Source organism: Enterococcus raffinosus (assembly GCF_018917525.1).
Classification (GTDB): domain Bacteria; phylum Bacillota; class Bacilli; order Lactobacillales; family Enterococcaceae; genus Enterococcus_A; species Enterococcus_A raffinosus_A.
Genome location: NZ_JAHLOS010000015.1, coordinates 62,873 through 88,761, shown reverse-complemented (window position 1 = coordinate 88,761; position 25,889 = coordinate 62,873). Strand labels below are relative to the sequence as shown.

Below are 25,889 nucleotides of genomic sequence, written 5' to 3'. Positions count from 1 at the left end.
GGAGTCAATTCTAGAACATCACACAAGCACCAAGCAACTAAAGTGTTATTAAATTATCAAAGAACAAGAGAATAAAACTGGAGTGATTTATCACTCTAAAAAATATATTACGAGGAGAAGTACCATGGATAAATTCATGAAGATTATTGAAGAAAAACTTGTGCCGCCAATGTCTAAACTAGGGACACAACGGCATCTATTAGCCATTCGTAATGGTGTAGTGTCGACGTTGTCGCTCATTTTAATCGGTAGTTTCTTTCTTATTTTTGTAAATATTCCTTATAAACCATTAGCTGACTTATTAGCCCCATATAGCGCAACGATTGCTTTGCCATTTCGGATGACCATGGGCTTGATGGCGATCTATGCGACCTTTATCATGGGGTCTGATCTTGCCAAATCCTACAAGCTAGACCCAACAACAGGTGGGGTGTTGTCGCTAGGTGCATTTTTCATGCTGCAAATGCCTGTGAATGTGACCACGCCTGCTGACGCCCCATTAGGCTTTGTTTTACCGATGGCATCATTGGGAGCTTCTGGGATGTTCTCAGGAATCTTAGCAATGATCTTTTCTGTTGAAATTTATCGCTTTTTCACCAAAAAGAAAATCACGATCAAAATGCCCGAACAAGTACCACCAGCAGTTGCTCGGTCGTTTGAAGCCTTGATTCCAGGGGCAGTCGTTTTGATCACATTGTGGATCATCCGCGATATCATTGGTTTCGATGTGAATTCGGCTCTAATGGCTATGTTCAAACCAATTACTGGATTACTTGGAAACAACTTATTTGGTGCCTTATTGCCAATGTTCTTTATCCATTTATTGTGGTCGTTTGGGATTCACGGGATGAGTATTGTCGGCTCTGTTATCCGCCCAATTTGGCTAGTGATGCTAGACGACAATGCTAAAGCGTTAGCATCAGGAACATCTGCTACAGAGCTTCCTTATATCGCGCCGGAGCAATTTTATCAATGGACCGTGACGATTGGTGGGGCAGGTGCGACCATCGTTGTTGCCGCCTTATTCCTGTTCATTTGTAAATCAAAATTTCTAAAAGAAGTCGGACGCTTCACCTTGATTCCTGGGATTTTCAATATCAATGAACCAATGATGTTCGGAGCCCCAATGATCTTGAATCCATATATGTTCATTCCGTTTAATCTAGTTCCGTTAGTATTGACGACAATTTCCTATTCAGCGATTAAGTTGGGGATTGTCAACGGCTTTACAACATATCAAGCTTGGACGCTTCCAGCTCCGATTGGTGGGTTCTTGAGTGCCGGGAATGATTGGCGCGTTGTAGTCTTGATTGTTGTGAACCTGCTTGTTGCTGGAATTATCTACTATCCTTTCGTAAAAGCTTACGACAAGAAGATGGTCCAAGATGAGATGGCACAGGTAGAAGCAAGCGCTGCAGAATAAGTTTTAAAAGAGAGGGTGGGAAACGATGTACTGGATCGCTGTATTCACATTTTTCTTCATTGTATTAACTGTGAGTCAATTTTTATTAAATAAATTAAAAAAAGCAGGCATTCGAATTCATCGCTGGATTTGGGCATTCGCCTCATTTCTGATTATGATTCTTCCAAACGTTTTATTACCAAATTTATCTGAGCAGGTAAATATCTTCCTGTATGCATTGTGCGCAGTTTTTGCGGTCAATTTTATGATCGAGCAGAGAAAGTATGTAGAAGCGATGAATAGTCGATACCCTACTCAAGCAAAAACGAAATAGAGCTTAAATCAGGCAGTATGCTTTCTGCTTTTCGATTGATTAGAAAAAGATTCTAATGAAAAATAAACCGGAAACAAGTGACAACCGAGTCTTTCGGTTTTGCTTGCCTCCGGTTTTTTTGAATTCTTCTCTTAAATCACTGTTTTCTGCAATTCAGTAAAGCTTTCTACTGTTTTGATCTGCTCACTGCCTCGTTCCCAATGGTATTCTTTACAATCGTTGCCTGTTGCTCCCTTGACCATATTTTTAAAATGACCAACCTTATCCATATTATTCAAATGGAATCGTTTGTTGCCCCAGACGCCATAGATATCGTTAGCAGCTCCTGTTGCCTGCGGTTGATAATAAATAAACATACCAAACTCATTCCTTTCATTCGTTATTGTGCTGGTGTCAATGGTTTCTAATTTATTCGGATTTTGTTTTTTAATGGCATTGTAGGTAGGCACTAACATACTTAGATAGTGCTGGTACCCACTCGCGGCATAATCAGCCTTCGCACCGCCAACTCTGAACAAGCCTTTACAAAAATCCTCTATCGTACTTTCTCCTTCGACCTTATAAATCCCATTTCTATTAGACAAAAGAAAGGCATAGGCGCTGAAATAGTCATCCAAAGTATTGAAATGGACATAATACCCACCTTCATTTGCTGGTCGTGTACTCCCTCGTCGTATACGTATTCCTAAATCGGAAGGGACGGTGAAGGGCTCAGAAATTCCGCTCCAATTGTTATCAATACTCCCGACAATGGATATGTTGGGATCGCCCCAATGGCTTTCGATAAACATTTGGGCAATTAAAAAGCTTGGTTTCAGCTGATACTTTTTGGAATGTTGAATAATTCGTTTAATATTTTGTTCAGAAATAGATTTACCTGCGTTTACTAGTGAACCTAAGTTGTATTCTGCTGACATTGTCATCACCTCTTTATTATTATAGGGGGATAGAGGTACGGTTTTGTTGCCGGAAAAAGGACATCTCTCCATGCAGTTTCTTCTGGAAAATTGAAGACATACGTACAAAGCTCGTATTTCTACAATATAAATGAAGGGGTAATTGTATTGATTAGAGGAGAAAGGGTTTCTATTCTAATGAGGAAGGGCAAACCTCTTTGCCCTCTATTGTCGTTTGAAAGAGCACTTTAATTATGCGTCTGATATTGTATTTTATAACTGGTTTAGTTTGAATCGAAGATGGTTAAATGGTATGATTGAATTGAGTATATATCATATTTCGGAACTGTTAACTGTATACGAAGTAGTTTGCTTGGTTAAAAGGGGTGATTATATGAAAGCCGGATTGGATAATATTAAAAAGAATATTGATCATCTGGAAGCAAGTACAGATGACGCAAAGAGAAAACTTATCAAAGAAATGTCGGAAACACTCAACTCCAAAGAATTGGTCGAGGCGATTGAGTTTATGCAATCTCCGTTTTTTATGTATCACTTAAAAGATTTTATAGTGGAAGATAGATTGCCAACAAGCGATTCTCCTGAATTTATATTCTTACTACTTGCCGAAAAATACAACGGGAATATTACCAGAAAAGCAATGGACTCTGCGGGTATCAGTAAATATTCTCAAAAAAAATTTATCGAAAAGTATGAGTTGAAAGAAATCAATCCAGGTTACTATGTGTTTCCAAACAAAGCGATTGATGGGATTTTTCTTTTTCAGCAACAATATTCTAAGGCGGTCATTTCTCACGATACTGCGCTATATTATCATGGATTAAATGATGTCATTCCAAAAGGCACGCTCATGAGCATGCCTGAAAACTATAAGATTACACAACTTCATTCTAAGAACGATTCTGATAATGAGTTCAGGAAAACCTCTATCATTTCAGGCTCATCGAACAGGGATTACGAGACGGAGCAATCGGAGAATCTAGTTGTTGATTTTGGGTTGTCCCAAGGGCGTAAAGATGGAACGGCTGTTCTAGTGGAATATGAAGAGAACGATCCCATTGTTGTGATTCGGAATAATAACATTCCTCAAAGTCAAATCACTCAAAAGGAAACAATCTATCAAAATCCTGCGCGTGTGACCACGATGGAACGTTCAATTGTAGACGTACTAAAACCGAATATTGTTACAGAAGAGGAAGTTAAGGAAGTGGCACTAACTCGTTATTTTGAGTTTGAGAAAAGCAACAAAGTAAGGCTTCGAAGAATTGCGAATGAACAGAATGTTGGTAAGATACTTGATAATTATTTATGGAAGTTGAAACTTCATTAAGAAAAGGAGAGCGTATGAAAACAGATCGCTTACGTGATCTTATCAAAAATAAAGATCCTAAGATTAGCTTTGATGAGTACCGGATGCGTTATGCTGCGGAGAGATTTTTGATGAGAGTTCAACAAAGTAGTTATAGGGATCGATTAATATTAAAAGGCGGTTTTCTACTAGGGGTTATTTATCAAATAGAACAACGAACTACTAAGGATCTCGACATAATGGTTAAAGACTTTTATGCCACCCGTGATTCTGTTGAGCAGATGCTGAAGGAAATTGTGGCTATTGAGTTGGAGGATCTTCTTCATTTTGAGTTAGTGAATGTGCTGGACACTCAGAAAAATCGAATCTATGAAGGATATCGTGCGAAAATGAAAATGCATATGGATGGAAATACAGTATTTTTATTTGATTTAGATATCGGTGTTGGAGATGTCATTACACCAAAGCCTAATCATATAACTATTCCACTTATATTTAATGAGAAAAAAGGGGAAAAGAAATCTATCGCTATCTATTCCTATCCAATTGAAACGGTTTTAGCGGAGAAAATGGAAACAATCCCATCGCTTGGGAAGCAAAATTCAAGAATGAAGGATTTTTATGACATTCATCTTCTGTTAAATGATCCGGATCTTCCCCCGATAAATCAGCTGTACGAAGCGTTTTATAATACTTGGACTTTTCGACATAATGCTATTGATGAAGAAATATTTGATGATTGGCAATACACCCTTAATGTTTTATTGAATGATTCAACGCTAAAAAATCAAGTATGGGTGAATTATATACGAACAAGACCGTATGCTCAGATTGTGAGATGGGACGCGATAATTGCTCAGCTAACGTCTTATCTTATGGAGTTTAAGGCCAACTATTTAAAGAAAAAGCAAAATAAAAAGTAGAGAAAGCAACTGACCTAAAAGTTTTCTCACGAACAATAAAGGACAAGAAAAAACGATCATCGGTTTTCCTGTCCTTTTTTGATCTTTGTTAGTTTCATACATAGAAGTATACGATTACGTGCGAATGAAACTTATTTGAGAGCAGTATTTTCAAATCACTCTCCGCCAAATCCCCGAAACAAATAAACACCCAAAACCGCATTAAACCCCATCGCCGCAATCACACTGAACCGTTCAGGGATACCGAAGTATTGGCTCGGCACCACATTGATACCAATGGCTCCGGCGATCATAAGTAGAAGTGCAGCAGCGGCCCAGATTCCTAATGAACGATAGTGATTACTACGAAAGCTGCCAATCGTAATAGTCAGTAGGGACGTGATCGAAAGGACCACGACTAAGACGGTCACGACGACATGCATGACATCTTGGAAGGTTCCCGCAAAACCACTGTCAGTTAAGGGAAACATCGTATATCCCACCGCGGATAACCACATCATTACCGCAAACAGGTAGATTCCGATGCGTATGGATTTGCTCAATTTTCCTTGAATATAGACGCACACCAGCATGATACACACGACACTCCCAACGCTAGATAGGGACGAGAGCTGGTTCCATAAAATTCTGGAAGGGGAATTATCTGCGCTTAAGTCACTGACCGCCTGCGCCATCCAGTTGTATCCGGGATAAGCTAGCGGACTGAAAACCAACGCTGCGATGTAGGATAAGAAGCTAACCATGCCAAATACTCCTAGCCATTGAATTAGGCTTCTTTTTTTATCCATGGGCATTCGCTCCTGTCCGATAACATTCATTGAATTGGCGAATATGCTGCTCTAACAGTATCAACGCTTCCGGTTCTCTTTCTGGTTGCCGATCGCAAATCGTCAGCAGCAAATGAATCGGCGCGTAAAATTGCAATGCCATAATCTTAGGATCACTTGGCTGCATGACACCCGCTTGCGTCAGCATCGAAAACAGCATTCCTTGATAAGAAAGCGGATCGTCTGCGTATTGCTTCGTGAACATTGCGGCCAGCTCGCTGTTTTGAAACTGCTCGATCGTCAATAGTTTGCGGAAATTGGCGGCGTAATCATCATGTAAAAAGAAAGCAAAGAGCTTATTGCCGATCTCCACAAGCTGTTCTTCAGACATCGTTTCGAAAGCACCCGCATCTGTTTTACCATCGTGTCCATTCATCTGCAACGTCGCCATATTTGTTTCGTAACGAGTATTCATTGCTTGTACAACGGCATCGAATATTTCCTTTTTGTTCTTATAATGCTTATATAAAGACGGAGCCTTAATTCCGACTGCCTGTGCGATCTCTTCGACATTGACCGCATCGTAGCCCTTTTTAGCAAAAAGGTGAGAGGCTTCTGCGATGATTCGTTCTTTTGTAGAAAGGTTGCTCATGGTCTGCACTCCTTTTTGCTAATAGTTATTAGCTTTTCTTTCATCTTAGCTAAAAGTTATTAGCCTGTCAATTGAATTCATTTTTAGCCTATCGAAATAATCCCACGCCTTCAGCTTTTCTTTTTAGTAACCTCTGGTGTTGAGCTTGGAAAATGATTCTGGTACTTAAATCTCATGATTGAAATACTGTATAAAATTGAATGTTTAAAGATGTACAGTTTAACTAATTAAACGGTTATTTTTTAATTAGGAGCACTCCGTTTTGCGCCGCAATTCCAATTAAAAACCCAACAAATTATCCGAAAATTTCGCGGATAGTTTGTTGGGCTTTGTTGATTACTCAACCAGTTTTTGAATAGGGATATACATCTCGGTTAAATACTCATTTTCTGGCTGCCTTTCGTCGTTTAGATAATGGTAGTAAATACCACCGAGCGCTTCATAACCATTTTCAGGTATCCATTTCATAAGGGCTTCAAGTGTGGGATCTTGTTGTTCATAAGGCCCTCGATCAATTGTCACCGCGATTGTGCGAATCGGATGGGTCAGAGTATGCAACTCGTTCTGCGCTTTGAGAGGTTTCGGAGTGGCAAAACCGATTTCTACATCTAAAGCTTCCAGATCAACATTATGAAAGCAGACGATGGGTCCGCTGCTGGGGAATGCCTCGTTTTCTTCAATCAGCTTAAGAATTCTGCCGATGGCTTCTCCCATAAATTCTGCGTATTCTTCGAAAAAATTGATCGTTTTACGATGCGTCAGCATGTGCTGTTCAGGTAATTGTTTGACCATAATATCAGCTATTTTTGTCATGATAGAATCCTCTTTTCGGTTGTATTTAAAAGAAGCATAACAAATTCGTCGACGCTGGGCTTGTTCTCCAGTGCTCAGTTTGTTTTCAGTCCTAGGAATTGATACACCGAACAATTTCCTGTTGCTAAAATCTTACTGCTGAGCGGTTAACTTGGTCATTCATCACTGTTTAATAGAATCAGGAAGACTAGGCAGAGAAGTAATAAGTGAAAGCCATGACAAAGAGGTTGGCGCCATACTTTTCTTATGGAGGCACCAACGCCTCTTTGTTCTCTTGTTTTAAACCGCAATAGATTGGCTTTCATCTAAATCTTCGTCCTTTGGTAGGATGTCGTTGGGAAGGGAGTCCAAGATATCCTGAACACTGGGAATCTCGTATCCTTCAGGTTTTTCTTCTGACCAGGTCTTGCCGCCATCGGTTGAATACAGTGTCTTTCCGTCTTCAGATTGTTTAGTGATCACCGATTTCACGTTCTCTTCAAAGCCTTCAGGGGCTTGATCTGACCAAGTTTTCCCGCCATCCGTGGAATATTGAATTTTTCCATCGTTGATTTTCATGGAGACGCCGCCTTCAACGGGAACGGTAAAGCCGTTTTCGAGCCAGTCTTCGATTTCTGTTAGCGGATCTGACCAGGTTTTCCCTCCATCTTCAGAATATTTCCATTGATTTTCTTTTGGATCAAAGGTGGAGACTTTTTTCCCGTCAGTGCTTTTCCAAGTCAGCTTCCCATTTTTATCGACCGCCACACCATCAGGCTTTTTTTCCGTCCAGGTTTTTCCACCATCAGAGGAGAAGGTCCATTTCCCGTCTTCCTGCTTCATAATCGTACTGTTTCCCTTTTGGTCACTGAAGGGGAATTTAAAGGTGTTTTTAGCGGAGGTGATGGTTTCTGATTTGGAGTTTTGGTAGCGTAAACGTCCGTCTTCGTCTTCATAAATGCCATCGGGCGGTGTAGTGGACCATGAGAGACCTTCATCAGAAGAAAATTCCCAGCGTCCGTTGTTTCGTCGGATTTTGACATCATCTACCGTTGTTTTTTTGTTGCGTTTGCTTGGAAAGGTAACTTCTGTTTGACTATTGATCTTTGTTTCAGTTATAGCTTTTCCGATATTGTAGGAGACGACTGAAAGTCCGATCAATATCGCGAATACGACTACTCTTACTGTAAAAGGAATATCTCGTAGAATAGTGGACCAGGTTGTTTTAGTTGAGTTGTTGGGAATTTTCCTATTTTTCATATGCACGACCTCATTTCTATTTTATATAGTCACTATAATTGGTGAACCTATAACGAAGCTGTAATCGAAAAAAAGGTCTGATTTTTTATGAATAGTAATAAAAAGTCTATAGTATTTGTAAAAATTCTTTCATTACGTGTGTTATGTTTGGCGATTCAAGCTTCATTAGAGGTTCATCCTTTATAATTGAAAAGAGCATTGAGAAGGTTGGTCCGACTTTTTGCAGAAAAAGAGGAAGAAGGAGGACGTTAAATGAAACTTTTACTAGTTGAAGATGAAGCGATGTTAGCGGAAGCAACCGCTCAAATTTTAAAAAAGCAAGGCTACTTGGTTGATATCGCAGAAGAAGGCGAATATGGACTGGATTGTTTGCTTTCAGGCGTATACGATTTAGCGATTTTAGATATTATGCTGCCAAATAAAGACGGCTTGACGATTTTAAAGGAAGCAAGGGAGGCGGGGATTGATATTCCGATCCTGATGCTGACGGCAAAAGGCGAGTTGGATGATCGGGTTGACGGGCTGAATAGCGGGGCGGACGATTATTTGTGCAAACCATTCCAGTATCAGGAACTGCTGGCTCGTCTAAAGGCATTAGGCAGGCGAAAAGGCGAATTTAAAATCGATGGTCTGCTTTCCTTTGGTGATTTTGAACTGAATCCTTACAATTTACAGTTAAAGACGCAAATAAGAGAGCAGAATTTAACAAAAAAAGAAGCGAATATTTTGGAAATTCTAGTAGCCAATTACCCTCAATTGACATCAAAGGATCGAATGATTGAAAAGGTTTGGGGCTATGATTCGGAGGCTGAATACAATCATGTTGAGATGCATGTATCCCTTTTGAGAAAGAAGCTGCGCCAAGTAGAGAGTGTCGCTCAGATCAAGGTCGTTCGAAATTTAGGCTATCGCTTAGAATTTACGCAAGGTGAAGACGATGATTAAGCAATTTAGAAAACGCCTGATCGTAATGACGACTGGCTTTGTGACGCTTATCCTAGTTGCGGCCTTTGCGACGATTTTTCTAACGACCTATTTGAAGCAAAAATCGGATAATTATGAGAAATTGAACCAAGCCGAGCAGCTGCGGATCACGGGCGGCAAGGTCAGCTTCGATGAGAAGAACGCGGATACGATGGAAATTAGTCGTATCGTGACAGGGGCAGGCGTTTATTTCAACATGCTCGTAGACAAATCCGGCAAGCCATTTATGATAGATTCTGCTTTAGAGCTTTCGAAAAAGCAATACAATCAGGCCGCAAAATATGCCTGGAAAAATCGTGAGGGCGGGGTCATAAAAATGAACGGGCGGGAATGGCAATATATAGTTGCGCCTGCCATTGCCAATTTTGATTATGGCGATAGCGATCAAAATCAAGCTGATCAGAAGAAGGACGAAACGTATCTCATGCGCTTTTTAGATATTACCGATTCGAAAAAAAGCGTAGCTTCTCTGGGAACCACCTTGATCGTTGTCGGACTAGGATTGATCCTCTTTTTCTTTTTAGTGATTGTTTTCTTTACGAATCGCGCTTTACGACCGATGGAAGAGGCTTGGAAAAAGCAAAAGCAGTTTATCGCCGATGCTTCTCATGAACTGAAGACACCGCTGAGCATTGTTTCAACGAATGTTGATGTTCTATATGCGAGTCAGGAGGATCCTATCAAAGATCAGCTGAAATGGCTGGATAATATTTCTCGCGGCACGAAACGAATGAATGGACTCGTCAATAAATTGCTTACCGTAGCGAGGGCCGATAGCGGCTTTGAACAGCTGAACGTGTCGAATGTTCAAGTGGACCAGCTGCTTACCAATACGCTAGCCAATTATGAAACTAAATTCGAAGAGAAACAGGTGACAGTCAATAAAAATATGGCGAAAGTTATGATAAAAACGGATGAAATCTTACTTCAGCAGCTTTTCGATATTTTTATTGATAATGCCAGCAAATATACAAACGAAAAGGGTGTGCTAGATGTTTCGCTAGAAGCTAAAGGACGTGAGGGGATCATCATTTTTCAGAACACCGGTGATGGCATCTCCGAAGAAGATCTGCCCAAAATTTTTGATCGCTTTTACCGTACCAATGAGGTCCGTCAAAAATATGAGGGCAGCTATGGCTTAGGCTTATCCATTGCCCAAGGGATCATTGAGCAATTGGGTGGAACCATCAACGTCGAAAGCACAGTAAATGAGGTGACTAAGTTTACGATTTGTTTGCCTTTAAAGAAGCAATTCTCGACTAATAAATAACTATCCTGCATGTTTAGCAGACTTTGATTGAACACTCGCCTATAATTGGCGGGTGTTTTTGTTTTCAAAATCCAAGCATTAATCAATTTTCTTTTTTTTATCTGTCATCAGTGGTAGTTGATCAGAAAATATTCGGCCAATAATTTCAGTCAAACAGCCGAATAGTAATTCCTTTCATGAAAAAGTCTATTGATTATAGGTTCATTATAGTTAGGTATTGTATAGTAATTTTCACAATAGTAACTTTCACATCAGAGGCATTACAGAAATGGAGGTGAAAGAAATGCTGATGCGTTCTCTCGTACTGTCATTGATTCTCACCATAGTTGTTAACATGCTTTTTTCTGACCGACACAATGATACCAAATAGGAGATTGGAGTTGGGTGCTATTTTGATCCATTTTTAAAAGAAAAATTCGGACTCCGTTTTTCTTTTACATGTTCTATTAAATTACTACTTCAGCTACTATTTTAGTTAGTTTAATAGTGACAAATGCCCCATTTCTTTTCGCCAAGTAAACGGCGACGGACTATAAAGTTGAAAAGTCTATTCATTGGAACCGATGAATAGACTTTTTTGTGTCCAACCGACGACACGATGGACGATTCAAGGTTCATTATAGGTTGAATCGTTATAGTGGGAACACCACATTTGACCCATGTGGGTGAGGAAAACAATGTGAAGGGGGAGTCAGAAAATGAAAGAAATGATTTTAAAAACCAATGATCTTACAAAAAAATATTCTGGAGGCGCAGGTGTAAAGCAAATAAATATGACGTTGAGGAAGGGCGATATCTACGGTTTTATCGGTCAAAATGGAGCAGGAAAAACCACCCTTTTACGCCTGATCACCGGGCTGATCCATCCAACCAGCGGAGATCTCGAGCTTTTTGGGAGCAGCGAGGAACAGGCACTGATCCTGGCAAGAAAAAGAATTGGCGCCATGATTGAAACGCCGGCCTTTTTTCCTAAAATGACAGCGCGGGGAAATTTGGAGTATTACCGTATACAACGAGGAATCAAGAATCAAAACGAAATCGAACGTGTTCTGAAATTAGTCAATTTGGACGCGACCGGAAGCAAGCCGTTCAATCAATTTTCGCTTGGAATGAAGCAGCGTTTGGGACTGGCCTTAGCAATCATGGGAGAGCCAGAATTATTGATTCTAGATGAGCCGATAAACGGCTTGGACCCAACAGGAATGATCGAGTTTCGTGAAATCATCCGTCAGCTAAATCAGGAGAAGAACCTGACCATCCTGATTTCCAGCCATATCCTTTCAGAACTCACGCAAATAGCTACAAGGTATGGCGTTATTCATCACGGAGTGCTCATAAAAGAATTTTCCAAGGAGGAACTGGATAAAAATACCCAAGGATATATCTCCATGAAGGTCAGCAGCGCGGTAAAGGCTGGAGAAATTATTCAGTCCACAATCAACGCGGCACAAGTTGAGGTGCCTTCAACGGAGGAAGTTCGACTGTTTAACTTCTATCAGGATAGCTCACAGGTGATCGAGCTTTTGAGTGCCAACGGCATAAAAATCTATTCATCTAACGAAGTAAAAATAAATTTGGAAGACTATTTCATCCATCTAATCGGTGAAATAGCTTAAGGAGGCAGAGACCTATGGTAAATATAATAAAATCAGATATTTTTCGACTACGCAAAGGTGCCGCCGTTCGCAATGTCTTTCTGGCGGGCATCATCATTATCGTTATTACCGGCGTAAATATGGCAGGCTCCAGCAGCGGTGTTGGCGGTGTCGGAGTTCAAACCACTGCCAGTGCCGCGAGAGCCTTGCCTGGAAATGGCGCGGAATTCCTGCAGCAGATGCGTGATGATGGGCTCTTTCCCTTCTTTATTTTAGCCTTTGCTGTAGCTGTGCTGGGGGCGGAATATTCGACCGGAACGATTCGAAACAGCTTGTCCTATTTTGTTGATCGCAGGAAAGTATTCTTTGCAAAATGCATCACCGGATTCCTATGTTGTTTAGTTTATACCTGCTTGTGCTTGATCGTAAGCTTTATAGTGGGGACGCTTCTTTTTGGTTTCGGCGGCTTCAGTCTGACGCTGCTCATAAGAGTTCTTCTTCAGATTCTTTTGTCTATTCCGTTGTATCTCGGCATGGTCGCAATCGGAAATGGGCTGCTGGTTTTTACGAAGCGGACAAGTATCACTATTGCGACCTACTTGATCGGGTTGATTGTTTTTCCATCCTTCACGAATCAACTCTTTCAATTATTCCCAAAAGCAGAATGGCTGCAGCTTTGTGATCCATTATCGGCATTTTCTGTGTTATCAAGATTTTGGGAATTTCCCTTTGGAGCTGTTGGAATGATTCTCCTATTTTGTCTTCTCTTAGATGCACTTCTGCTGTTTGCAGGATCACAAATGTATGCGAACGCAGATATTGCGTAGCGGAAGTGAAATAAAAATCAAACGATTAAACTACTAAAAGGAGACTTTATGAAAACGATCAAAAAATCCATTATAGCGTTTCTTGTACTCTGCTTTGCATTAAGCTCAATCTTCTATGTGCTTATTATCAAGTATCAAATGTTAAATATGGCCTATTTATTGATGTGGTGTCCAGGAGTCGCTGCGATTATCGTAAAACGCATATATTATCGAAATGAGCCCCTTATTAATTTGCAGAAATTTAATCTGAAATACGTATTGTTAGGGATAGGCATTCCTTTTATCTATAGTCTTTTGTCATACAGCATCTATTTAATCATGCGTGGAAAAGGAGCATTCTCAAATGATTTTATCCGGACACTTATAAGCAATCCGCTAATCCTGCTTTTGTATGTCTCTCTCTTTTTTATCACTGCTTTAGGAGAGGAAATAGGTTGGCGCGGCCTCTTGAATCGTAAAATGTTCCAGCTTTTTGGCTATCGCAAAGGAGCCTTTCTAACAGGTTCTATCTGGGCGGTCTGGCATCTGCCGCTGATTCTCGCAGGCTATGTATCCGATATTCCGATCTGGTATCAGGTGCCAATTTATGTGATTCAATGTATTGCCATGTCCTACCCAATGTCGTATCTAAGTCTCAAATCAAAAAGCGTGTGGTCAGCAGCCTTCTTTCACTTTACCCACAACTTTGTCATTCAAGTCCTACTAGATCAATCAATTAACGGACCAAACAAACCGTATTTAGTCGGCGAAACTGGCGTACTGACTATTTTGATTTTATTGACTTTCTGTTTCATGTATGCCAAGAAACCCACTGATTCGCTGAAAGAGAATCAGCTATTTTAGCCCTTTAAAAGCAAAGAGCTATGTAGATTTGTTGATCATCTGCATAGCTCTTTTTGTGGATTGGTATGTCTTTTCCGGAATGGCTGTTATATCAGAACTATTTGGATCAACTAGTGTGAAATCAATTACTATCAATTTAAATCCAATTCAAATGAATCCCTGTTTTCCTTCAACTGATAGTGATAAATAGAGATAGGATCAAGGGAATAATCTTCAATTTTTTGAAGCTTCTCGTTTGATTAAATACTTGAGTCAGGCAGAATCGCAGCGGCTTCGTGATTTTCCAACATATCAATCATCACAACGAGTGTATCGACTTCGATGCAACGGGTACGAAGTCCTGTTTGCTCAAAAAATGCAAGAGTTGCTTGTCTGTAAGGACATTCCGGGTCTCGATTAATGACGATGGTTGAGGCGTGAAGAACCTGCTTATTTTGTTTTGATTTTATCCAGCTGATGGGTTCTTCTTTGATTCTTGTCCTAATGAACAATTTTTCCTCCAGTTTTTTATTAAGAATCATCACATCAAGCTGGTGATTTTTAAGCTGCTGGATCAACGTCGAAGAGGTATTTGTGAAAATAACGAGTTGTTCATCAAAAAAGTGATCCTGCAGATAATTTTTCGTGATGGTTTGAGTAGCGCCGACTCTGATTTTTTTTGGTACGGCAATGAAATTTTTCTCTAAGTCAGTGATGGTGCGTAGCAGGGCTTCGGCATAGGGCAGAAATTCCTCGCCATCTGTTGTTAGGGTCATGCCCTTATTCGTACGATGGAACAGTTTCTTTCCCGTTTCTTCCTCTAATTTTGCGACACGTTTACTGATGTTTGATTGCACGTATCCGAGGCTTTCTGCTGCTTTCATCGTGGACTTTAGATCAGCTACCTCTTTTAAAAATTTTGATATCGGTAAATTCCATGGGATCACCTCATTTGATATTCCTATTTGGAATAGTGCTTATCTGATTTAATCATTATACAGCTAAGAAGGGCACTTGTATAATTGAAGCCAGCAAGAAAGGAGCGGACAGCAATGAACGCAATGCAGTATAAAATCACTTTACCGAATGACTATGACATGACCATCATCCGTGAAAGAGTGGAGAATAACGGCTTTAAAACGGATGGTTTTCAGGATTTGTTATTAAAGGCCTACTTGGTTTTAGACAGTGAGACAAGAAAGGAATATGCGCCTTTGTATCTGTGGAAGCAGGAGGGCGGCATGAGTCGATTCATTTTTGAGGGCTTTTACGATAACATTTTGACGTCTTTTGGTTGGCAGCAGATCAATATCGCAGTGCCTCTTCAGGTCGAACTAGGAGAAGCGATTAAGAAGGCGAAGTTCGTTTTAGAAATTGAGCAGGATATTCCTCGTCAGGACAAGATGGCGGCTCCTGATTTTTCTTTGGAAAGAACCGCTGAAAGCGGTCGCGTGTTGGTGTACAATCCTGACAAATGGAAGTACGTTGAGTTTTATTTCTTCAGTGATTATCCAGAAAGTGTTTCTGGAGATGGGGTTGTGTATGAGCTATTACATTTATCGCTTTAGCTGTCACTTAAATGAGTACTTTTCTTCTTCGTTTTTCCTGCAGCCTTCACAGCTCTTATTGAGAATATTGGTGTATCCATGTATGATTAGGCTGGATGAAAAAAGTAAGGATCACAGTTAAACGGTGGTTCTTTTTTCAACAAATTGGATACAAGGAACAGAGGAGAAGGAATGGATAAGCAACAGCTGGAAGTTATTCGGGATAATTTCACATTTGAACAGCGCCTAAGTGATTATGAGGATTATTTTAAAGCCGCAGTTTTAGTACCGTTAATTGAAATTGAGGGAGAATTACACTTTTTGTTTGAAAAGCGGGCGGCAAACATTAAGCAAGGAGGAGAAATCTGTTTTCCTGGCGGGAAAATCGAAATAACTGATTCATCTTCTTTAGCGGCTGCCATACGAGAAACACAGGAGGAATTAGGCTGCGACCAGGAACAAATCACTGTTTTGGGCAGATTAAAAACCTTGATTCTAGCGAGTGGCGTGCTGATAAATCCCTATCTCGGTGTTTTGAATTGCTCCTTGAGTGAGCTAAAAACTGATCCACAAGAGGTTGACTCAATTTTTACTTTGCCAGTAGCTTCCTTTTTAGAAAGACAGCCTGACCGCTACGACTGTTTGGTTAAGGTGCATCCCTACGTCATTAATTCTGAAACAAACGTGCGAACAGACCTGTTGCCAGTCATCGATCTAGGATTGCCAGAGCGATATCAGGAACCGTGGGGCGATTCTATACAAAAGATTTATGCCTATCAAACGGAATCAGGGGTCATTTGGGGACTAACCGCAAAGGTCCTCTATGATTGTTTAACCGATATCCAAGAGCTGTTGTCAATTGAGGGATAGAAATTGTTGATTAAATTTCTTCAATTTAGCCGGTTAAAAGCCAGCCATGCTACAGCTAATAAAACGAAATAGCACACTCGATGAAAGGAGCAATCTCTTGGAAGAAAATCACTTAAAGAAAATGTGGCAAACCTACGGCAGTGAAAAACGTTTCAATTATGCGAGGATTCAGGATCGATTGGGTAAGGATTACCCCACCATGCGGTTTCGAGCAAATGAGCCGATCGTGATGCGCGGGGAGTTTCCAACGTACATCTATTTTATTTGCAGCGGCGTAGCTGTTGGGATTAGAGATTACGAGGACGGCAGTGAATACGATTATTTTCAACTGGATAAAACCAATGGCAGTGTGGGGCTCCTAGAAACCTTAGCGCAAAAGGAAGCGATTATCGCTACGATCACTTGTTTAACGGACGTAGAGGTGGTACGGGTGCCGTCAGCTACAGTCTATCAATGGATCATGCAGGATTTAGAGCTGCTGCGACTTAGTGCGAACCTTCTGGCAGATGATCTTTATCATCGCTCAGGCAGTGATGGATTCTTTTACCAGCTTCACGGTGTGGATCGTTTGCGCTATTATTTGGTACAGTATTACGATAGCCATTTGAAAAGCGGAGAACCTTTAGTTGAGGTACAGGAGTTTCGAGAAAAAATCGGCAACAAGCTTGGGATGAGCGTGCGGACAGTCGGTCGGGCCTTAAAAAAACTGCGGGAAAGTCAAGAAATCGTCAGCATAGATCGTAAAATCTACGTTGGACCAAAGGAAAGGCAACGACTGCAGCAGAACTTAACGCGCAGTTAAAATTCGATTATCTGCCACGAAGGGACACATGACCTTTCGTGGTCTTTTCATTTTCACTATACTAATGGCAACATGAAGGAAGCCCTTACAAAGCGAGGGCTTGCTTTCAAAAAAGAAGGAAAGTAGGAAGAGAGATGAAACGTGGATTAAGGTATGACTTCGGTCTGCAGGCATTGATGCTGATTCCAGTCGGTGTGTCCCTAAATGTTGTCGGGTACCAGCTATGTACGATATTAAAGCTTCCAGTTTTTATTGATCAGATTGGCACGTATCTAGTGGCGATGGTAGCAGGACCCTGGGTTGGAGTGATGACCGGTTTTTTAGGAAATGTGGTCAATGGAATGTTGAATCCGGTGGCGATCCCTTATGGTTTGGTTTCCATGAGTATTGGACTATTCGCTGGATATTTTTCTCGATTTAAATTTTTCAATCATTTGATTGGGATGATTGTTGCCTGTGGTGTATTGACGATTGTTTCAGCGGGAACAGCCGCAATTGTGACAGTGTTTATGTTTGGCGGCATCACCGGAGCGGGGACTGACCTTGTGACGGCGGCCTTTTTAGCAGCAGGGCGTCAGTTATGGGATTCGGTGTTTTCAACAAATATCATCACCGGAACCATCAATACAATTTTGAATTTTGCCATCAGTTATCTAGTCGTTAAGCGCATTCCACCGCGTTTCCTAGTTAAATTGAATTACGGCGCGACCTACATCAGTAAGGAGGTTTTGAAGCATGGCTAACCCGATCGGAAAATGGTATCCCTCCACAAAACTGATGATTGTGCTTACCATCATTATCATTAGTATGTTTTCAACGATTCCGCCGGTACAATATGTATTGTTTGGCGTAGCGCTGTTGTTGAGCCTTTGTTCAGGAAAAATTGGGCATTTTTTAACCACTTTCTTCAAATCGATCTTCATCATTGTGTTATTTATCTTTTTGGTTCAGGTATTTATTGTTAAGAATGAAGATAGTCAACCGATTTGGTGGTTTATCAGCTATTCACAAATAGGGCTGGACACAAGTATCGGCCTGTCCTCACGGATTGTCGCTATCAGCTCAATTATTATTTGGTTCTTCCAAGTAACGAGTGTGAAGGACATCGTTGCGGCATTGGAAAAGGCTCGAATCCCGAAGAAGGTCACCTTTGTAATTTCTGCTACGATCCAATTAGTGCCACAGATGACCAAGCTTTCGCAAACCATTACCGATGCGCAGCGTGCCAGAGGAATTGAAACAGAAGGTTCTGTGCTGGTGCGGATGAAGGCGTTTATTCCCATGATGGGACCATTGGTATTAACCTCGATCCAACAAACTGATGAACGTGTATTAACCTTGGAGGCTCGCGGCTTTTCTGCCCCCATTAAAAAGACCGCGTACTATTCCATGAAGAAAACGGCGTTGGATTATCTGATCGTAGTTGTTTGCTTGCTAGGCTTGGTCGCTTATTTTGTAGGAGGTCCGCTATGAATATCATTGAATTAAAGAATGTGAGCTATCAATACCCGTTAGATTTCGAGGCGATTATCAAGAATATCGATCTGACTATCGAACAGGGGAAGGTCTATGGATTGATCGGCAATAATCAAGCGGGGAAAACCACGCTTTGCAATATTATGCGGGGCTTTATTCCAGAAATGTTTCTAGGAAAGCTCTCGGGAAGTGTCACCTATAAATCAAAAGCGATTCAAGAATACAATATCGGCGCCTTGGCAGCGGAGATCGGCTATTCTTCGCAAAATCTCTTCACGCAAATTTCAGGAGTCAAGGACACCGTCGAAGAGGAAATCGCGTACGGTATGGAAAATATCGGTATTTCACCAGCGAAGATGAAGCAAAAGGTCCAAGAATTGATCGCCCTGTTCAAGCTAGAGGCGCTAAAGGAAAAAAATCCCTTCGAGCTATCTGGTGGACAAAAGCAACGAGTGGCATTGGCTTCAATCGTCGCGCTAGATCCAGATGTTGTTATCTTGGACGAACCGACATCCCAGCTAGATCCGCAGAGCACCGAAGAGGTCTTTGAGATTATCGCGATGCTGAAAAAACAAGGGAAAACGATTATTGTCGTAGAGCATAAGGTCGACCTTTTAGCGGAGTATTGTGACGAGATCATTTTATTGGAAAAGGGTCAACTCGTGAAAAAAGGTTCCGCCCATCAGGTATTAAGCGATCCGGAGATTATTAAGCATGGCGGTGCATTGCCGCAGGTATCGCTATTTTATTTGAAGCATTTAAAGCAAAATACTTCTGTCCCAATCACCATGGAAGAAGCAATAAAAAAATTGAAGGGAGGCGCTTTTCAATGAGCTTTTTAACCTTAGAAAATGTCAGCTTCAGTTATCCCAACGGCTTTGAGGCGACGCAGAATGTTTCTGTCGAGTTTCAATTAGGCGAAGCAGTGGCGATCATCGGGCAAAATGGTGCTGGAAAAACAACGACCGTCAAATTAATGAATGGGTTGTTGCGACCAACACAGGGACGTGTACTGATTGATGGCAAGGAAACCAAGGGCTTGACTACCGCACAAATGGCCAAACGAGTCGGCTATGTTTTCCAAAATCCCGACGACCAGATTTTCCAAGATAGTATTGAAAAGGAGATCGCCTTTGGCCCTAAGAAACAAAAATTGGCAGCCGAGATCGTTCAAACAAGAGTTCAAGAAGCCGCAGAAGCCTGTGGATTGCAGGATGTTTTACAGGAGCATCCCTACAATTTGCCCTATTCCAAACGAAAATTCATCACGATTGCTGCCGTAATGGCGATGGACCCAGAAGTAGTCATTTTAGATGAGCCAACAGCCGGACAGGATCGCGAGTCGACAGAGCTACTCGGTAAACTGATCCGACTCTTGACCGAAAAGAAGAAAACCGTTATTACCATCACCCATGATATGGAATTTGTAACCAAGGAGTTTCAGCGGGTATTAGTCTTCGCCGAAAAACAGCTGCAAAAGCAAGGCACTCCGCGAGAAATTTTCTGGGACGAGGAATTGCTGCAACGAAGTGCCTTAAAACAGCCCTACATCTGCCAATTAGCCAAAGCCCTTGATTACCAAAATGTCATGACGATGGCTGAGCTAGAAAAGAGGATCATTGCATGAAAAACCTTCTGATTGATTGCGATCCCGGACATGACGATGCTCTGGCGATCATGGCGGCACTCGCCAATCCAGAAAGCTTTAATATACTAGGAATTACCACCATCGGCGGGAACCAAACACTAAAAAAAGTGACTGAAAATGCCAAAAATATTTTAAGCTTTCTAAATGCAGATGTTCCATTGTCAACAGGTCAAGCAGGTCCTTTAGTCAAGCCGCTGCAAACCGCACCAGAAGCCCATGGAGATTCAGGGATGGACGGTCCCTATTTTGATGGTGCAGATTATCCAATTACATCAAGCAACGGCGTTCAATTTCTCACCGAAAAAATTCAAGCAAGTCAGGATAAGGTAACCCTTGTCGCCTTAGGACCATTGACCAATATCGCGCTCTTGATCAAAAACTATCCCGAAGTACTCCCGAAAATTGAGGAAATTTCTTTAATGGGCGGCGGCATTCATCACGGCAACCACACAGCGCTGGCAGAATTTAACATCTACGTCGATCCAGACGCCGCCGAGATCGTTTTTCAAAGCGGATTGCCGATCATTATGTCCGGCTTAGATGTAACGGAAAAAGCCGAGATCACGATAGAGGAAATCCATCAACTAAAAGATAAAGGGAGAGTCAGCCAGTTAGCCTATGAATTATTGTCCTTCTATAATCAATCTGGACGACAATTTGGCTTTATCAATTCGCCGATTCATGACCTGTGTGCGGTTGTCTATTTGTTAAAACCAGAGCTATTCACCGGCAGCTTCGCCGATATCCACGTCATTACCGATGATTCACCCGCACGCGGTTTAACCTATGGCGATTTTCGCAGAATCGCACCAGAACCGAAACAGACCCTTGTGTTAGAAGAGGTCGATCGGGAAGGGTTTGTGGATGTTTTAATGGAGGCACTTGTGAGATTGGATCAAGGGACCAGAGAGACTTACTAATAAAAGTACAAGCAATGGCGATCTTCTCGTATCTAATTGAGAAGGTCGCCATTTTTTATCATTCATGAATCCAAGCATGGATTGATTTTCGAAGAATATAGTATTCCATTGGGAAAATGATCGCTTTGTATAATATAGAGAATAAAAGCTATCCGTGTTATACTTTATTTGTATTTTCATATAATAATCGAGTGTAAACACCTCCATATTATACGTAAATGGTCGTTCGGTATAATATAGACTAGCTTTTTATTTCTTATTATATAAGGAGTTGATGAAATGGGAAGATCAGGAGATTTTATTCAAACAAGCGAAAAACATTCTTATAGGTATTTTTCACCCGCACCTTTACCTCCTAATCCCAAATTGGATATGAATGAGGTAAGTAATCAATTAGCAGACGCTATGGAAGCGTTGGGAAGATTGAACATGTTAAGTGAAATGATCCCTGATATGCCGATATTTCTTTATCAGTACATTCGCAAGGAAGCTGTTTTATCTTCTCAAATTGAGGGGACACAGGCTACTTTAGAAGACATTCTCGATCCCGAGATAGCAGAAAATACAGAAAAATTAGCAGATGTTGAGGAGATCGTCAATTATATTGCGGCGACAAACTATGCGCTAGAGTTGCAGAAAAAATTACCACTCTCATGTAGATTTTTAAGAGAAATCCATATGAAGCTGATGGAGGGAGTTAGAGGACAAGAGAAAAATCCTGGAGAATTTAGACATTCTCAAAATTGGATTGGGCCGCAAGGAAGTACCATCGCTACGGCTAAATATGTCCCGCCGACTGTGACAGTGATGGATGACGCCCTAAATGAGTTAGAAAAATATATCCACAGCTCTGATACTTTGCATCCTCTCATTCAAGCAGGCTTGATCCACTATCAATTTGAAACGATCCATCCATTCTTAGATGGGAATGGTCGAGTTGGCAGACTTCTAATTATTCTATTTCTTTTAGAAAAAAGGGTGATTCAGAAACCTATTCTGTATATTAGTCTCGAATTAAAGCGAAATCAGTACGAGTATTATGATCGCATGATGGCAGTCAGAAATACAGGAAATTATGAACAATGGATAAATTTCTTTTTGGAAGTAGTCACTCACACTGCACAGAACGCAGTGAATAAGATTGAACAGCTTTCGGATTTAATTATAGTTGATCGAGGGAAAATCATTAACGAGCACTATCGATCAGATACTGTTAAAAATATCTATGAGTTTTTACTGAGTCAACCTTTAGTGACTGTTAATGGATTAGTTGACTATTTTGACATAGGGTTTGTTACGATTAATAAAGCGATTAAGCAACTCGAAGGCTTGGGAATCGTCGTACAAACATCTCGGGGGAAAAGGAATCGTGTGTTTAGCTACAAGAGTTATTTAAAAATTTTGGAAGATGACACGCTGGTGTAAGCATCGGATAATTTTTTTGAGCTATAGTAAAAATTCATATGAATTTACTTCAAAGATACTATTAGTGCTATTTATTTTGTAATGAAAGAAACGGAAAGAGGGGTGTTTAGTGGTGGCTAAACTAGAAATTTTCATTGATGACAAGTTGAAGCGTGATGCCGAACAAATAATTGCTGAGTTAGGTCTCACACCCCAAACGGCGATTGTACTGTTTTATAATCAAATTGTAGAACAAGGAAAGGCCCCATTTTTGACTGAATTAGCAGAGAGAAATAAACGTACTTTGAGTATTCAAAAATTATCTGAAGAGTTGCCAATCAGAAGATTAGATACTGACGAAAAAATCAATGAATGGTTCAATGAAGATAAATGAGAGTGAAATTATCGATTATTTCACAACAGGTCAAAAAAGCCAACGATGCTCTTCTCAATAAGCTAGGAGAAGAGCGCCGTTTTCATTTTTATATATTCCCTATCTTAAACCCGCCACGTTTATCCTCAAAGGATTTAAGCAGCTCCGCTTTTTTAGGGTCACGAGACTTGTGTTCGTTCTTTTTGACTCTTGAAAGAGTAATCAAAGCAGCGGCTTGTTCTTTGTGTTCTTGGATAGAGGTATTTAGTATTTTTTCTTTGTCTATGTTAATCATTATAAGCTACCTCCTCAAGCGTTGTGAAATAGTTTCTTATTTCCATTATATAATAAAATCTCAAACATTTAAGTCAAAAAATCGCCAAATGACGGGGTCGGTCAAATTAGTAAAATTAATGATCTGAGAACTCCTATATTGAATAGGTTAGAGTTAAGAGTATTTTGTTCTGCTCTAACCTTTAAAAAGGTGGTTGATTTTTAAAAAGATCAAAAATGATAGTTAAGATATTGTTGCAAAATCAACACACATAGGAAAAAGTACTATACACTGTAATAAAACACTTGAGGAGGGTATATTATGGAAAAGATCTACAGAACAAAGTCATATGGTGATATGAGATTACAACTAGATACAGGTAAAGGGAAGCTTATCAGTAAAGGTCTTGAAATCAAAGCAAAAGTTGATTTGGATACGGGTAAAGTGAATCTTTTTCTTGATTTGGAAGAGTTAGAAGTATTGAGGAAAATTGAAACGGAAAATAATTAGATTGGTAATCGATAATGCTACTTATTTCTTTGAGTATCAGAGTTTATCACAAAGTGAATTAAGCAAAATAGGAAAAAATTAGTGAACGGTGTTGTCTATGGAAAACAGCACCGTTTGTCTTTTTCGATCCAAAGACAAATCAGAGTAAAATTCCCTAAAAGTTTGACATTGAGTACAAACATCTCTGGAATTATTGTAAAGTTGCGAATAGATGTTAAACTTCTCGCGAAAAATCAGTGAGTTTTTTGGAATGCTTACTTGCTGTATAATGAATTAGCGTAACGACTAAGTAGAAAGAAAAAAGTAAAATGGAAAGAATCCGTCTCTTATCCATTTTTCTTAAAGCGTTTCCCAAACTCAGTTTTTACATCAAAACAATTAAAGAATATAAAGATAAGAACAAAGCGGTAGGTAAAAGGGAAGAAAAGAATTTGAACTATCAAGTGTATCGGGATTTTTTTCGATTTCACCTCCCCAGCCACCAAAAAAAGTAAGAAAGGATAAGAGGAGAATTATATGGGTGTAAAATTAGAAGAATTGTTAAAGCTTCCTTCATTGAAAGAAGCGAAAGTAGTGAGTGGCGCGACGAATCTGAGTAATACCGTGACTTCTTTATCCTTTCTAGAAGTATCTGATATGTCGTTTTTCAACGAGAAAATTGGTCTGCCGGATGAGTATTATGCAGGAGAACTAGTCATCAGTTCCTTTTTTACAATCAAGGACGATGTTGAAAAGCAATGTGAAGCAATTCGCCGGCTGCACGGCTTGGGAGAACTTGGCATTATTCTGTATTATGTCGGCATTGTTTTAGATGACTTGGCGCAAGAGGTTATTGATGTGGCCGAGGAGCTGGGTTTTGTCATCATAAAAATGCCTGAGGATGATTATTCGTTACGATATAACGAAGTAATTGTTGAAGTGATGACCGAGCTGCTTAAACAAAAATCAACCGAGAATATTGTAAATGAAGTGTTAGAGAAGACTTCTTCTTTACCAGAGCATCTTAGAAATGTAGAAATGAGTTTAAAAGCTCTTTCGGACTTACTGAGGGCCAATATTATTTTGACTGATGATGAAGGGGAAATAATCAATCAAATAAGATGGCCAAGAAATTCAAAGCTAAATCTGGCAAATTTTTTGTTGAATGCTGAGCGAAATACTAATGCGCCAACAAAGAAAGAGAGCTGTTGGGTTTTCTCTAGAGAAATCTTTCATAAGGACAATGGTGTGTTGAATCTGTACTTAGTGAAGGAGCATGAATCTTTAACGCCAGCTGAATGTGAGCAGTCGGTGGAGCTGATTCAAGTCGCATTAAATCTGTGGGGGAAAAAGCATGGCGAAGTCAGTGAGCATGGACTGGTCAAGGCCATCTTGAATGATGAAAGCGAAAAAATGTATCGGTTGGCAAATAAACTGTCCATCGATGTGAAGAGCATCAATTTGATGTGGCTATTTCAACTGAAGAGTCCTGAGAAGGAAAAGGAGCTAAAAGCGGAGGTTCTTGACTACGTAACGAAGTATTATCACACAAGTATCGTCCAGCTTTTGGGTGATCAATTAATCGTATTGCTTGGGAATTACAGATACAACGACCAAGAGGTAACTCTGAGTGAAAACTTTTTAGGCAGCAGTCAGTTTCTGATGGAAATTGAGAGTCTGGCGGTTTGTCCCCGTTTGAGAAATACGACAGACGTTCGAAAAAATTATCAATTGATCAATAGCTTAAAAGAAGAGCTTTCGACCCTGTTTATCGGCAAAAAGCATTTTACAATCAGCGAAGTGCGCCAAGTTCAGCAAGCAATCGAGTACGTACGCTCTGGAGAAGTAAGAGTCGATGAGGTATTGAGAAACATCCAACCAATTATTGAAAATTCCGAGCAAATGCATACATTATGTACGTTTCTGCTAGATGCTGATGCCGATTATCAAAAATGCGGCGACTACCTATTTATCCATAAAAATACGGTAAAATATCGAATTAAGCGCATCAATGAACTGCTGGGCTGCGATGTGACGAGAATCTCTGATAGCTATGAATGTTCAATTACTTGTCTGGTCTATCGAATCGTTCGTCGTTCGAACACCTTATGATCGAAGAACTTGGCTGCCTGCACTATCCAATCTCTGCTGGATAGTGCAGGCAGCTCTATTTGTATTGTAAAAAAACAAAAAATATTCTCATTTATTTTTCATTTAGAAAAAGACATCTGC

General features: G+C 40.4%; 28 protein-coding genes. 21 read left to right on the top strand and 7 right to left on the bottom strand.

Annotated features, from left to right (window positions below):
- Positions 1-124: 124 nt before the first annotated feature.
- Together KQI58_RS11415 and KQI58_RS11410 are read left to right on the top strand one after the other, a co-directional pair.
- On the top strand, positions 125-1,423 hold the full coding sequence (locus tag KQI58_RS11415) for a PTS sugar transporter subunit IIC (protein ID WP_216409161.1): 1,299 nt from the start codon (positions 125-127) through the stop codon (positions 1,421-1,423).
- Between the two features lie 25 nt (positions 1,424-1,448).
- Entirely contained in the window at positions 1,449-1,736 is a 288-nt protein-coding gene (locus KQI58_RS11410; protein WP_216409160.1) for a diacylglycerol kinase, read from the top strand.
- A gap of 131 nt (positions 1,737-1,867) precedes the next feature.
- On the opposite strand, the gene KQI58_RS11405 is transcribed toward KQI58_RS11410, so the two are convergent.
- Positions 1,868-2,653 (bottom strand): glucosaminidase domain-containing protein, encoded by a 786-nt coding sequence (locus KQI58_RS11405; RefSeq protein WP_216409158.1) that lies wholly within the window; start codon positions 2,651-2,653, stop codon positions 1,868-1,870.
- Positions 2,654-3,026: 373 nt separating this feature from the next.
- On the opposite strand from KQI58_RS11405, the gene KQI58_RS11400 reads away from it, so the two are divergent.
- Both KQI58_RS11400 and KQI58_RS11395 read left to right on the top strand, forming a co-directional pair.
- Entirely contained in the window at positions 3,027-3,983 is a 957-nt protein-coding gene (locus KQI58_RS11400; RefSeq protein WP_216409156.1) for a hypothetical protein, read from the top strand.
- A gap of 14 nt (positions 3,984-3,997) precedes the next feature.
- Positions 3,998-4,885 (top strand): nucleotidyl transferase AbiEii/AbiGii toxin family protein, encoded by an 888-nt coding sequence (locus KQI58_RS11395; RefSeq protein ID WP_216409154.1) that lies wholly within the window; start codon positions 3,998-4,000, stop codon positions 4,883-4,885.
- A 155-nt stretch (positions 4,886-5,040) separates the two neighbouring features.
- On the opposite strand, the gene KQI58_RS11390 is transcribed toward KQI58_RS11395, so the two are convergent.
- The 4 genes from KQI58_RS11390 to KQI58_RS11375 form a co-directional block, all read right to left on the bottom strand.
- On the bottom strand, positions 5,041-5,673 hold the full coding sequence (locus KQI58_RS11390) for a DUF998 domain-containing protein (protein WP_216409152.1): 633 nt from the start codon (positions 5,671-5,673) through the stop codon (positions 5,041-5,043).
- Positions 5,666-6,304 carry a TetR/AcrR family transcriptional regulator gene (locus KQI58_RS11385; RefSeq protein ID WP_216409150.1) on the bottom strand — a complete coding sequence of 213 codons (639 nt, stop codon included), beginning with the start codon at positions 6,302-6,304 and terminating at the stop codon, positions 5,666-5,668. The genes KQI58_RS11390 and KQI58_RS11385 overlap by 8 nt, the downstream gene beginning before the upstream one ends.
- Before the next feature lie 336 nt (positions 6,305-6,640).
- Positions 6,641-7,117, bottom strand: a complete 477-nt coding sequence (locus tag KQI58_RS11380; RefSeq protein ID WP_216409148.1) for a GyrI-like domain-containing protein — start codon at positions 7,115-7,117, stop codon at positions 6,641-6,643.
- Between the two features lie 279 nt (positions 7,118-7,396).
- A complete protein-coding gene (locus tag KQI58_RS11375) occupies positions 7,397-8,356 on the bottom strand; it encodes an exo-alpha-sialidase (protein WP_216409146.1) in 960 nt (319 codons plus the stop codon).
- A gap of 252 nt (positions 8,357-8,608) precedes the next feature.
- Here KQI58_RS11375 and KQI58_RS11370 point away from each other — a divergent pair, with 252 nt between their 5' ends.
- The 5 genes from KQI58_RS11370 (at position 8,609) to KQI58_RS11350 (ending at position 13,875) form a co-directional block, all read left to right on the top strand.
- Positions 8,609-9,301, top strand: coding sequence for a response regulator transcription factor (locus KQI58_RS11370; RefSeq protein ID WP_216409144.1), 693 nt, complete (start codon positions 8,609-8,611; stop codon positions 9,299-9,301).
- Positions 9,294-10,610, top strand: coding sequence for a sensor histidine kinase (locus KQI58_RS11365; protein WP_216409142.1), 1,317 nt, complete (start codon positions 9,294-9,296; stop codon positions 10,608-10,610). Before KQI58_RS11370 ends, KQI58_RS11365 begins: the two co-directional genes overlap by 8 nt.
- A gap of 698 nt (positions 10,611-11,308) precedes the next feature.
- Positions 11,309-12,226, top strand: a complete 918-nt coding sequence (locus KQI58_RS11360; protein WP_216409140.1) for an ATP-binding cassette domain-containing protein — start codon at positions 11,309-11,311, stop codon at positions 12,224-12,226.
- A 14-nt stretch (positions 12,227-12,240) separates the two neighbouring features.
- Entirely contained in the window at positions 12,241-13,032 is a 792-nt protein-coding gene (locus KQI58_RS11355) for an ABC transporter permease subunit (RefSeq protein WP_253295904.1), read from the top strand.
- A 48-nt stretch (positions 13,033-13,080) separates the two neighbouring features.
- Positions 13,081-13,875 carry a CPBP family intramembrane glutamic endopeptidase gene (locus KQI58_RS11350; RefSeq protein WP_216409138.1) on the top strand — a complete coding sequence of 265 codons (795 nt, stop codon included), beginning with the start codon at positions 13,081-13,083 and terminating at the stop codon, positions 13,873-13,875.
- 239 nt (positions 13,876-14,114) lie between these two features.
- Here the strand turns inward: KQI58_RS11350 and KQI58_RS11345 are convergent, their stop codons facing one another.
- Positions 14,115-14,801, bottom strand: coding sequence for a LysR family transcriptional regulator (locus tag KQI58_RS11345; RefSeq protein WP_367397934.1), 687 nt, complete (start codon positions 14,799-14,801; stop codon positions 14,115-14,117).
- A gap of 105 nt (positions 14,802-14,906) precedes the next feature.
- Here KQI58_RS11345 and KQI58_RS11340 point away from each other — a divergent pair, with 105 nt between their 5' ends.
- The 10 genes from KQI58_RS11340 to KQI58_RS11295 all read left to right on the top strand — a co-directional run bounded on the left by KQI58_RS11340 (position 14,907) and on the right by KQI58_RS11295 (position 22,915).
- Positions 14,907-15,422 (top strand): DUF4865 family protein, encoded by a 516-nt coding sequence (locus KQI58_RS11340; RefSeq protein WP_216409136.1) that lies wholly within the window; start codon positions 14,907-14,909, stop codon positions 15,420-15,422.
- 171 nt (positions 15,423-15,593) lie between these two features.
- A complete protein-coding gene (locus tag KQI58_RS11335) occupies positions 15,594-16,271 on the top strand; it encodes an NUDIX hydrolase (protein WP_216409133.1) in 678 nt (225 codons plus the stop codon).
- A 97-nt stretch (positions 16,272-16,368) separates the two neighbouring features.
- A complete protein-coding gene (locus tag KQI58_RS11330) occupies positions 16,369-17,073 on the top strand; it encodes a Crp/Fnr family transcriptional regulator (RefSeq protein ID WP_216409131.1) in 705 nt (234 codons plus the stop codon).
- Between the two features lie 134 nt (positions 17,074-17,207).
- Positions 17,208-17,816, top strand: a complete 609-nt coding sequence (locus tag KQI58_RS11325; protein ID WP_016179094.1) for an ECF transporter S component — start codon at positions 17,208-17,210, stop codon at positions 17,814-17,816.
- Positions 17,809-18,546, top strand: coding sequence for an energy-coupling factor transporter transmembrane component T (locus KQI58_RS11320; protein WP_216409129.1), 738 nt, complete (start codon positions 17,809-17,811; stop codon positions 18,544-18,546). The genes KQI58_RS11325 and KQI58_RS11320 overlap by 8 nt, the downstream gene beginning before the upstream one ends.
- Positions 18,543-19,382, top strand: a complete 840-nt coding sequence (locus tag KQI58_RS11315) for an energy-coupling factor ABC transporter ATP-binding protein (protein WP_216409127.1) — start codon at positions 18,543-18,545, stop codon at positions 19,380-19,382. The genes KQI58_RS11320 and KQI58_RS11315 overlap by 4 nt, the downstream gene beginning before the upstream one ends.
- Positions 19,379-20,176, top strand: coding sequence for an energy-coupling factor ABC transporter ATP-binding protein (locus KQI58_RS11310; protein WP_216409124.1), 798 nt, complete (start codon positions 19,379-19,381; stop codon positions 20,174-20,176). Before KQI58_RS11315 ends, KQI58_RS11310 begins: the two co-directional genes overlap by 4 nt.
- The gene (locus KQI58_RS11305; protein ID WP_216409122.1) at positions 20,173-21,117 is read left to right on the top strand and encodes a nucleoside hydrolase; all 945 of its coding nucleotides are present in this window, start codon (positions 20,173-20,175) and stop codon (positions 21,115-21,117) included. The genes KQI58_RS11310 and KQI58_RS11305 overlap by 4 nt, the downstream gene beginning before the upstream one ends.
- A gap of 279 nt (positions 21,118-21,396) precedes the next feature.
- Positions 21,397-22,542: a Fic family protein gene (locus KQI58_RS11300; protein WP_216409121.1), complete on the top strand. Its 1,146-nt coding sequence runs from the start codon at positions 21,397-21,399 to the stop codon at positions 22,540-22,542.
- Between the two features lie 112 nt (positions 22,543-22,654).
- Positions 22,655-22,915, top strand: a complete 261-nt coding sequence (locus KQI58_RS11295) for a type II toxin-antitoxin system RelB/DinJ family antitoxin (RefSeq protein WP_367397933.1) — start codon at positions 22,655-22,657, stop codon at positions 22,913-22,915.
- Positions 22,916-23,003: 88 nt separating this feature from the next.
- Here the strand turns inward: KQI58_RS11295 and KQI58_RS11290 are convergent, their stop codons facing one another.
- Positions 23,004-23,189, bottom strand: coding sequence for a hypothetical protein (locus tag KQI58_RS11290; protein ID WP_216409119.1), 186 nt, complete (start codon positions 23,187-23,189; stop codon positions 23,004-23,006).
- A gap of 300 nt (positions 23,190-23,489) precedes the next feature.
- Between KQI58_RS11290 and KQI58_RS11285 the strand changes: the two genes are divergently transcribed.
- On the top strand, positions 23,490-23,678 hold the full coding sequence (locus KQI58_RS11285; protein ID WP_216409118.1) for a hypothetical protein: 189 nt from the start codon (positions 23,490-23,492) through the stop codon (positions 23,676-23,678).
- 516 nt (positions 23,679-24,194) lie between these two features.
- A complete protein-coding gene (locus tag KQI58_RS11280) occupies positions 24,195-25,769 on the top strand; it encodes a PucR family transcriptional regulator (protein ID WP_216409117.1) in 1,575 nt (524 codons plus the stop codon).
- The last annotated feature ends 120 nt before the right edge of the window (positions 25,770-25,889 follow it).

Excerpts from the sequence above, each read along its gene's own strand:
- KQI58_RS11415 (WP_216409161.1), top strand. The coding sequence starts at position 125 with ATGGATAAATTCATGAAGATTATTGAAGAAAAACTTGTGCCGCCAATG.
- KQI58_RS11410 (WP_216409160.1), top strand. The coding sequence starts at position 1,449 with ATGTACTGGATCGCTGTATTCACATTTTTCTTCATTGTATTAACTGTG.
- KQI58_RS11405 (WP_216409158.1), bottom strand. The coding sequence starts at position 2,653 with ATGTCAGCAGAATACAACTTAGGTTCACTAGTAAACGCAGGTAAATCT.
- KQI58_RS11400 (WP_216409156.1), top strand. The coding sequence starts at position 3,027 with ATGAAAGCCGGATTGGATAATATTAAAAAGAATATTGATCATCTGGAA.
- KQI58_RS11395 (WP_216409154.1), top strand. The coding sequence starts at position 3,998 with ATGAAAACAGATCGCTTACGTGATCTTATCAAAAATAAAGATCCTAAG.
- KQI58_RS11390 (WP_216409152.1), bottom strand. The coding sequence starts at position 5,673 with ATGGATAAAAAAAGAAGCCTAATTCAATGGCTAGGAGTATTTGGCATG.
- KQI58_RS11385 (WP_216409150.1), bottom strand. The coding sequence starts at position 6,304 with ATGAGCAACCTTTCTACAAAAGAACGAATCATCGCAGAAGCCTCTCAC.
- KQI58_RS11380 (WP_216409148.1), bottom strand. The coding sequence starts at position 7,117 with ATGACAAAAATAGCTGATATTATGGTCAAACAATTACCTGAACAGCAC.
- KQI58_RS11375 (WP_216409146.1), bottom strand. The coding sequence starts at position 8,356 with ATGAAAAATAGGAAAATTCCCAACAACTCAACTAAAACAACCTGGTCC.
- KQI58_RS11370 (WP_216409144.1), top strand. The coding sequence starts at position 8,609 with ATGAAACTTTTACTAGTTGAAGATGAAGCGATGTTAGCGGAAGCAACC.
- KQI58_RS11365 (WP_216409142.1), top strand. The coding sequence starts at position 9,294 with ATGATTAAGCAATTTAGAAAACGCCTGATCGTAATGACGACTGGCTTT.
- KQI58_RS11360 (WP_216409140.1), top strand. The coding sequence starts at position 11,309 with ATGAAAGAAATGATTTTAAAAACCAATGATCTTACAAAAAAATATTCT.
- KQI58_RS11355 (WP_253295904.1), top strand. The coding sequence starts at position 12,241 with ATGGTAAATATAATAAAATCAGATATTTTTCGACTACGCAAAGGTGCC.
- KQI58_RS11350 (WP_216409138.1), top strand. The coding sequence starts at position 13,081 with ATGAAAACGATCAAAAAATCCATTATAGCGTTTCTTGTACTCTGCTTT.
- KQI58_RS11340 (WP_216409136.1), top strand. The coding sequence starts at position 14,907 with ATGAACGCAATGCAGTATAAAATCACTTTACCGAATGACTATGACATG.
- KQI58_RS11335 (WP_216409133.1), top strand. The coding sequence starts at position 15,594 with ATGGATAAGCAACAGCTGGAAGTTATTCGGGATAATTTCACATTTGAA.
- KQI58_RS11325 (WP_016179094.1), top strand. The coding sequence starts at position 17,208 with ATGAAACGTGGATTAAGGTATGACTTCGGTCTGCAGGCATTGATGCTG.
- KQI58_RS11320 (WP_216409129.1), top strand. The coding sequence starts at position 17,809 with ATGGCTAACCCGATCGGAAAATGGTATCCCTCCACAAAACTGATGATT.
- KQI58_RS11315 (WP_216409127.1), top strand. The coding sequence starts at position 18,543 with ATGAATATCATTGAATTAAAGAATGTGAGCTATCAATACCCGTTAGAT.
- KQI58_RS11310 (WP_216409124.1), top strand. The coding sequence starts at position 19,379 with ATGAGCTTTTTAACCTTAGAAAATGTCAGCTTCAGTTATCCCAACGGC.
- KQI58_RS11305 (WP_216409122.1), top strand. The coding sequence starts at position 20,173 with ATGAAAAACCTTCTGATTGATTGCGATCCCGGACATGACGATGCTCTG.
- KQI58_RS11300 (WP_216409121.1), top strand. The coding sequence starts at position 21,397 with ATGGGAAGATCAGGAGATTTTATTCAAACAAGCGAAAAACATTCTTAT.
- KQI58_RS11290 (WP_216409119.1), bottom strand. The coding sequence starts at position 23,189 with ATGATTAACATAGACAAAGAAAAAATACTAAATACCTCTATCCAAGAA.
- KQI58_RS11285 (WP_216409118.1), top strand. The coding sequence starts at position 23,490 with ATGGAAAAGATCTACAGAACAAAGTCATATGGTGATATGAGATTACAA.
- KQI58_RS11280 (WP_216409117.1), top strand. The coding sequence starts at position 24,195 with ATGGGTGTAAAATTAGAAGAATTGTTAAAGCTTCCTTCATTGAAAGAA.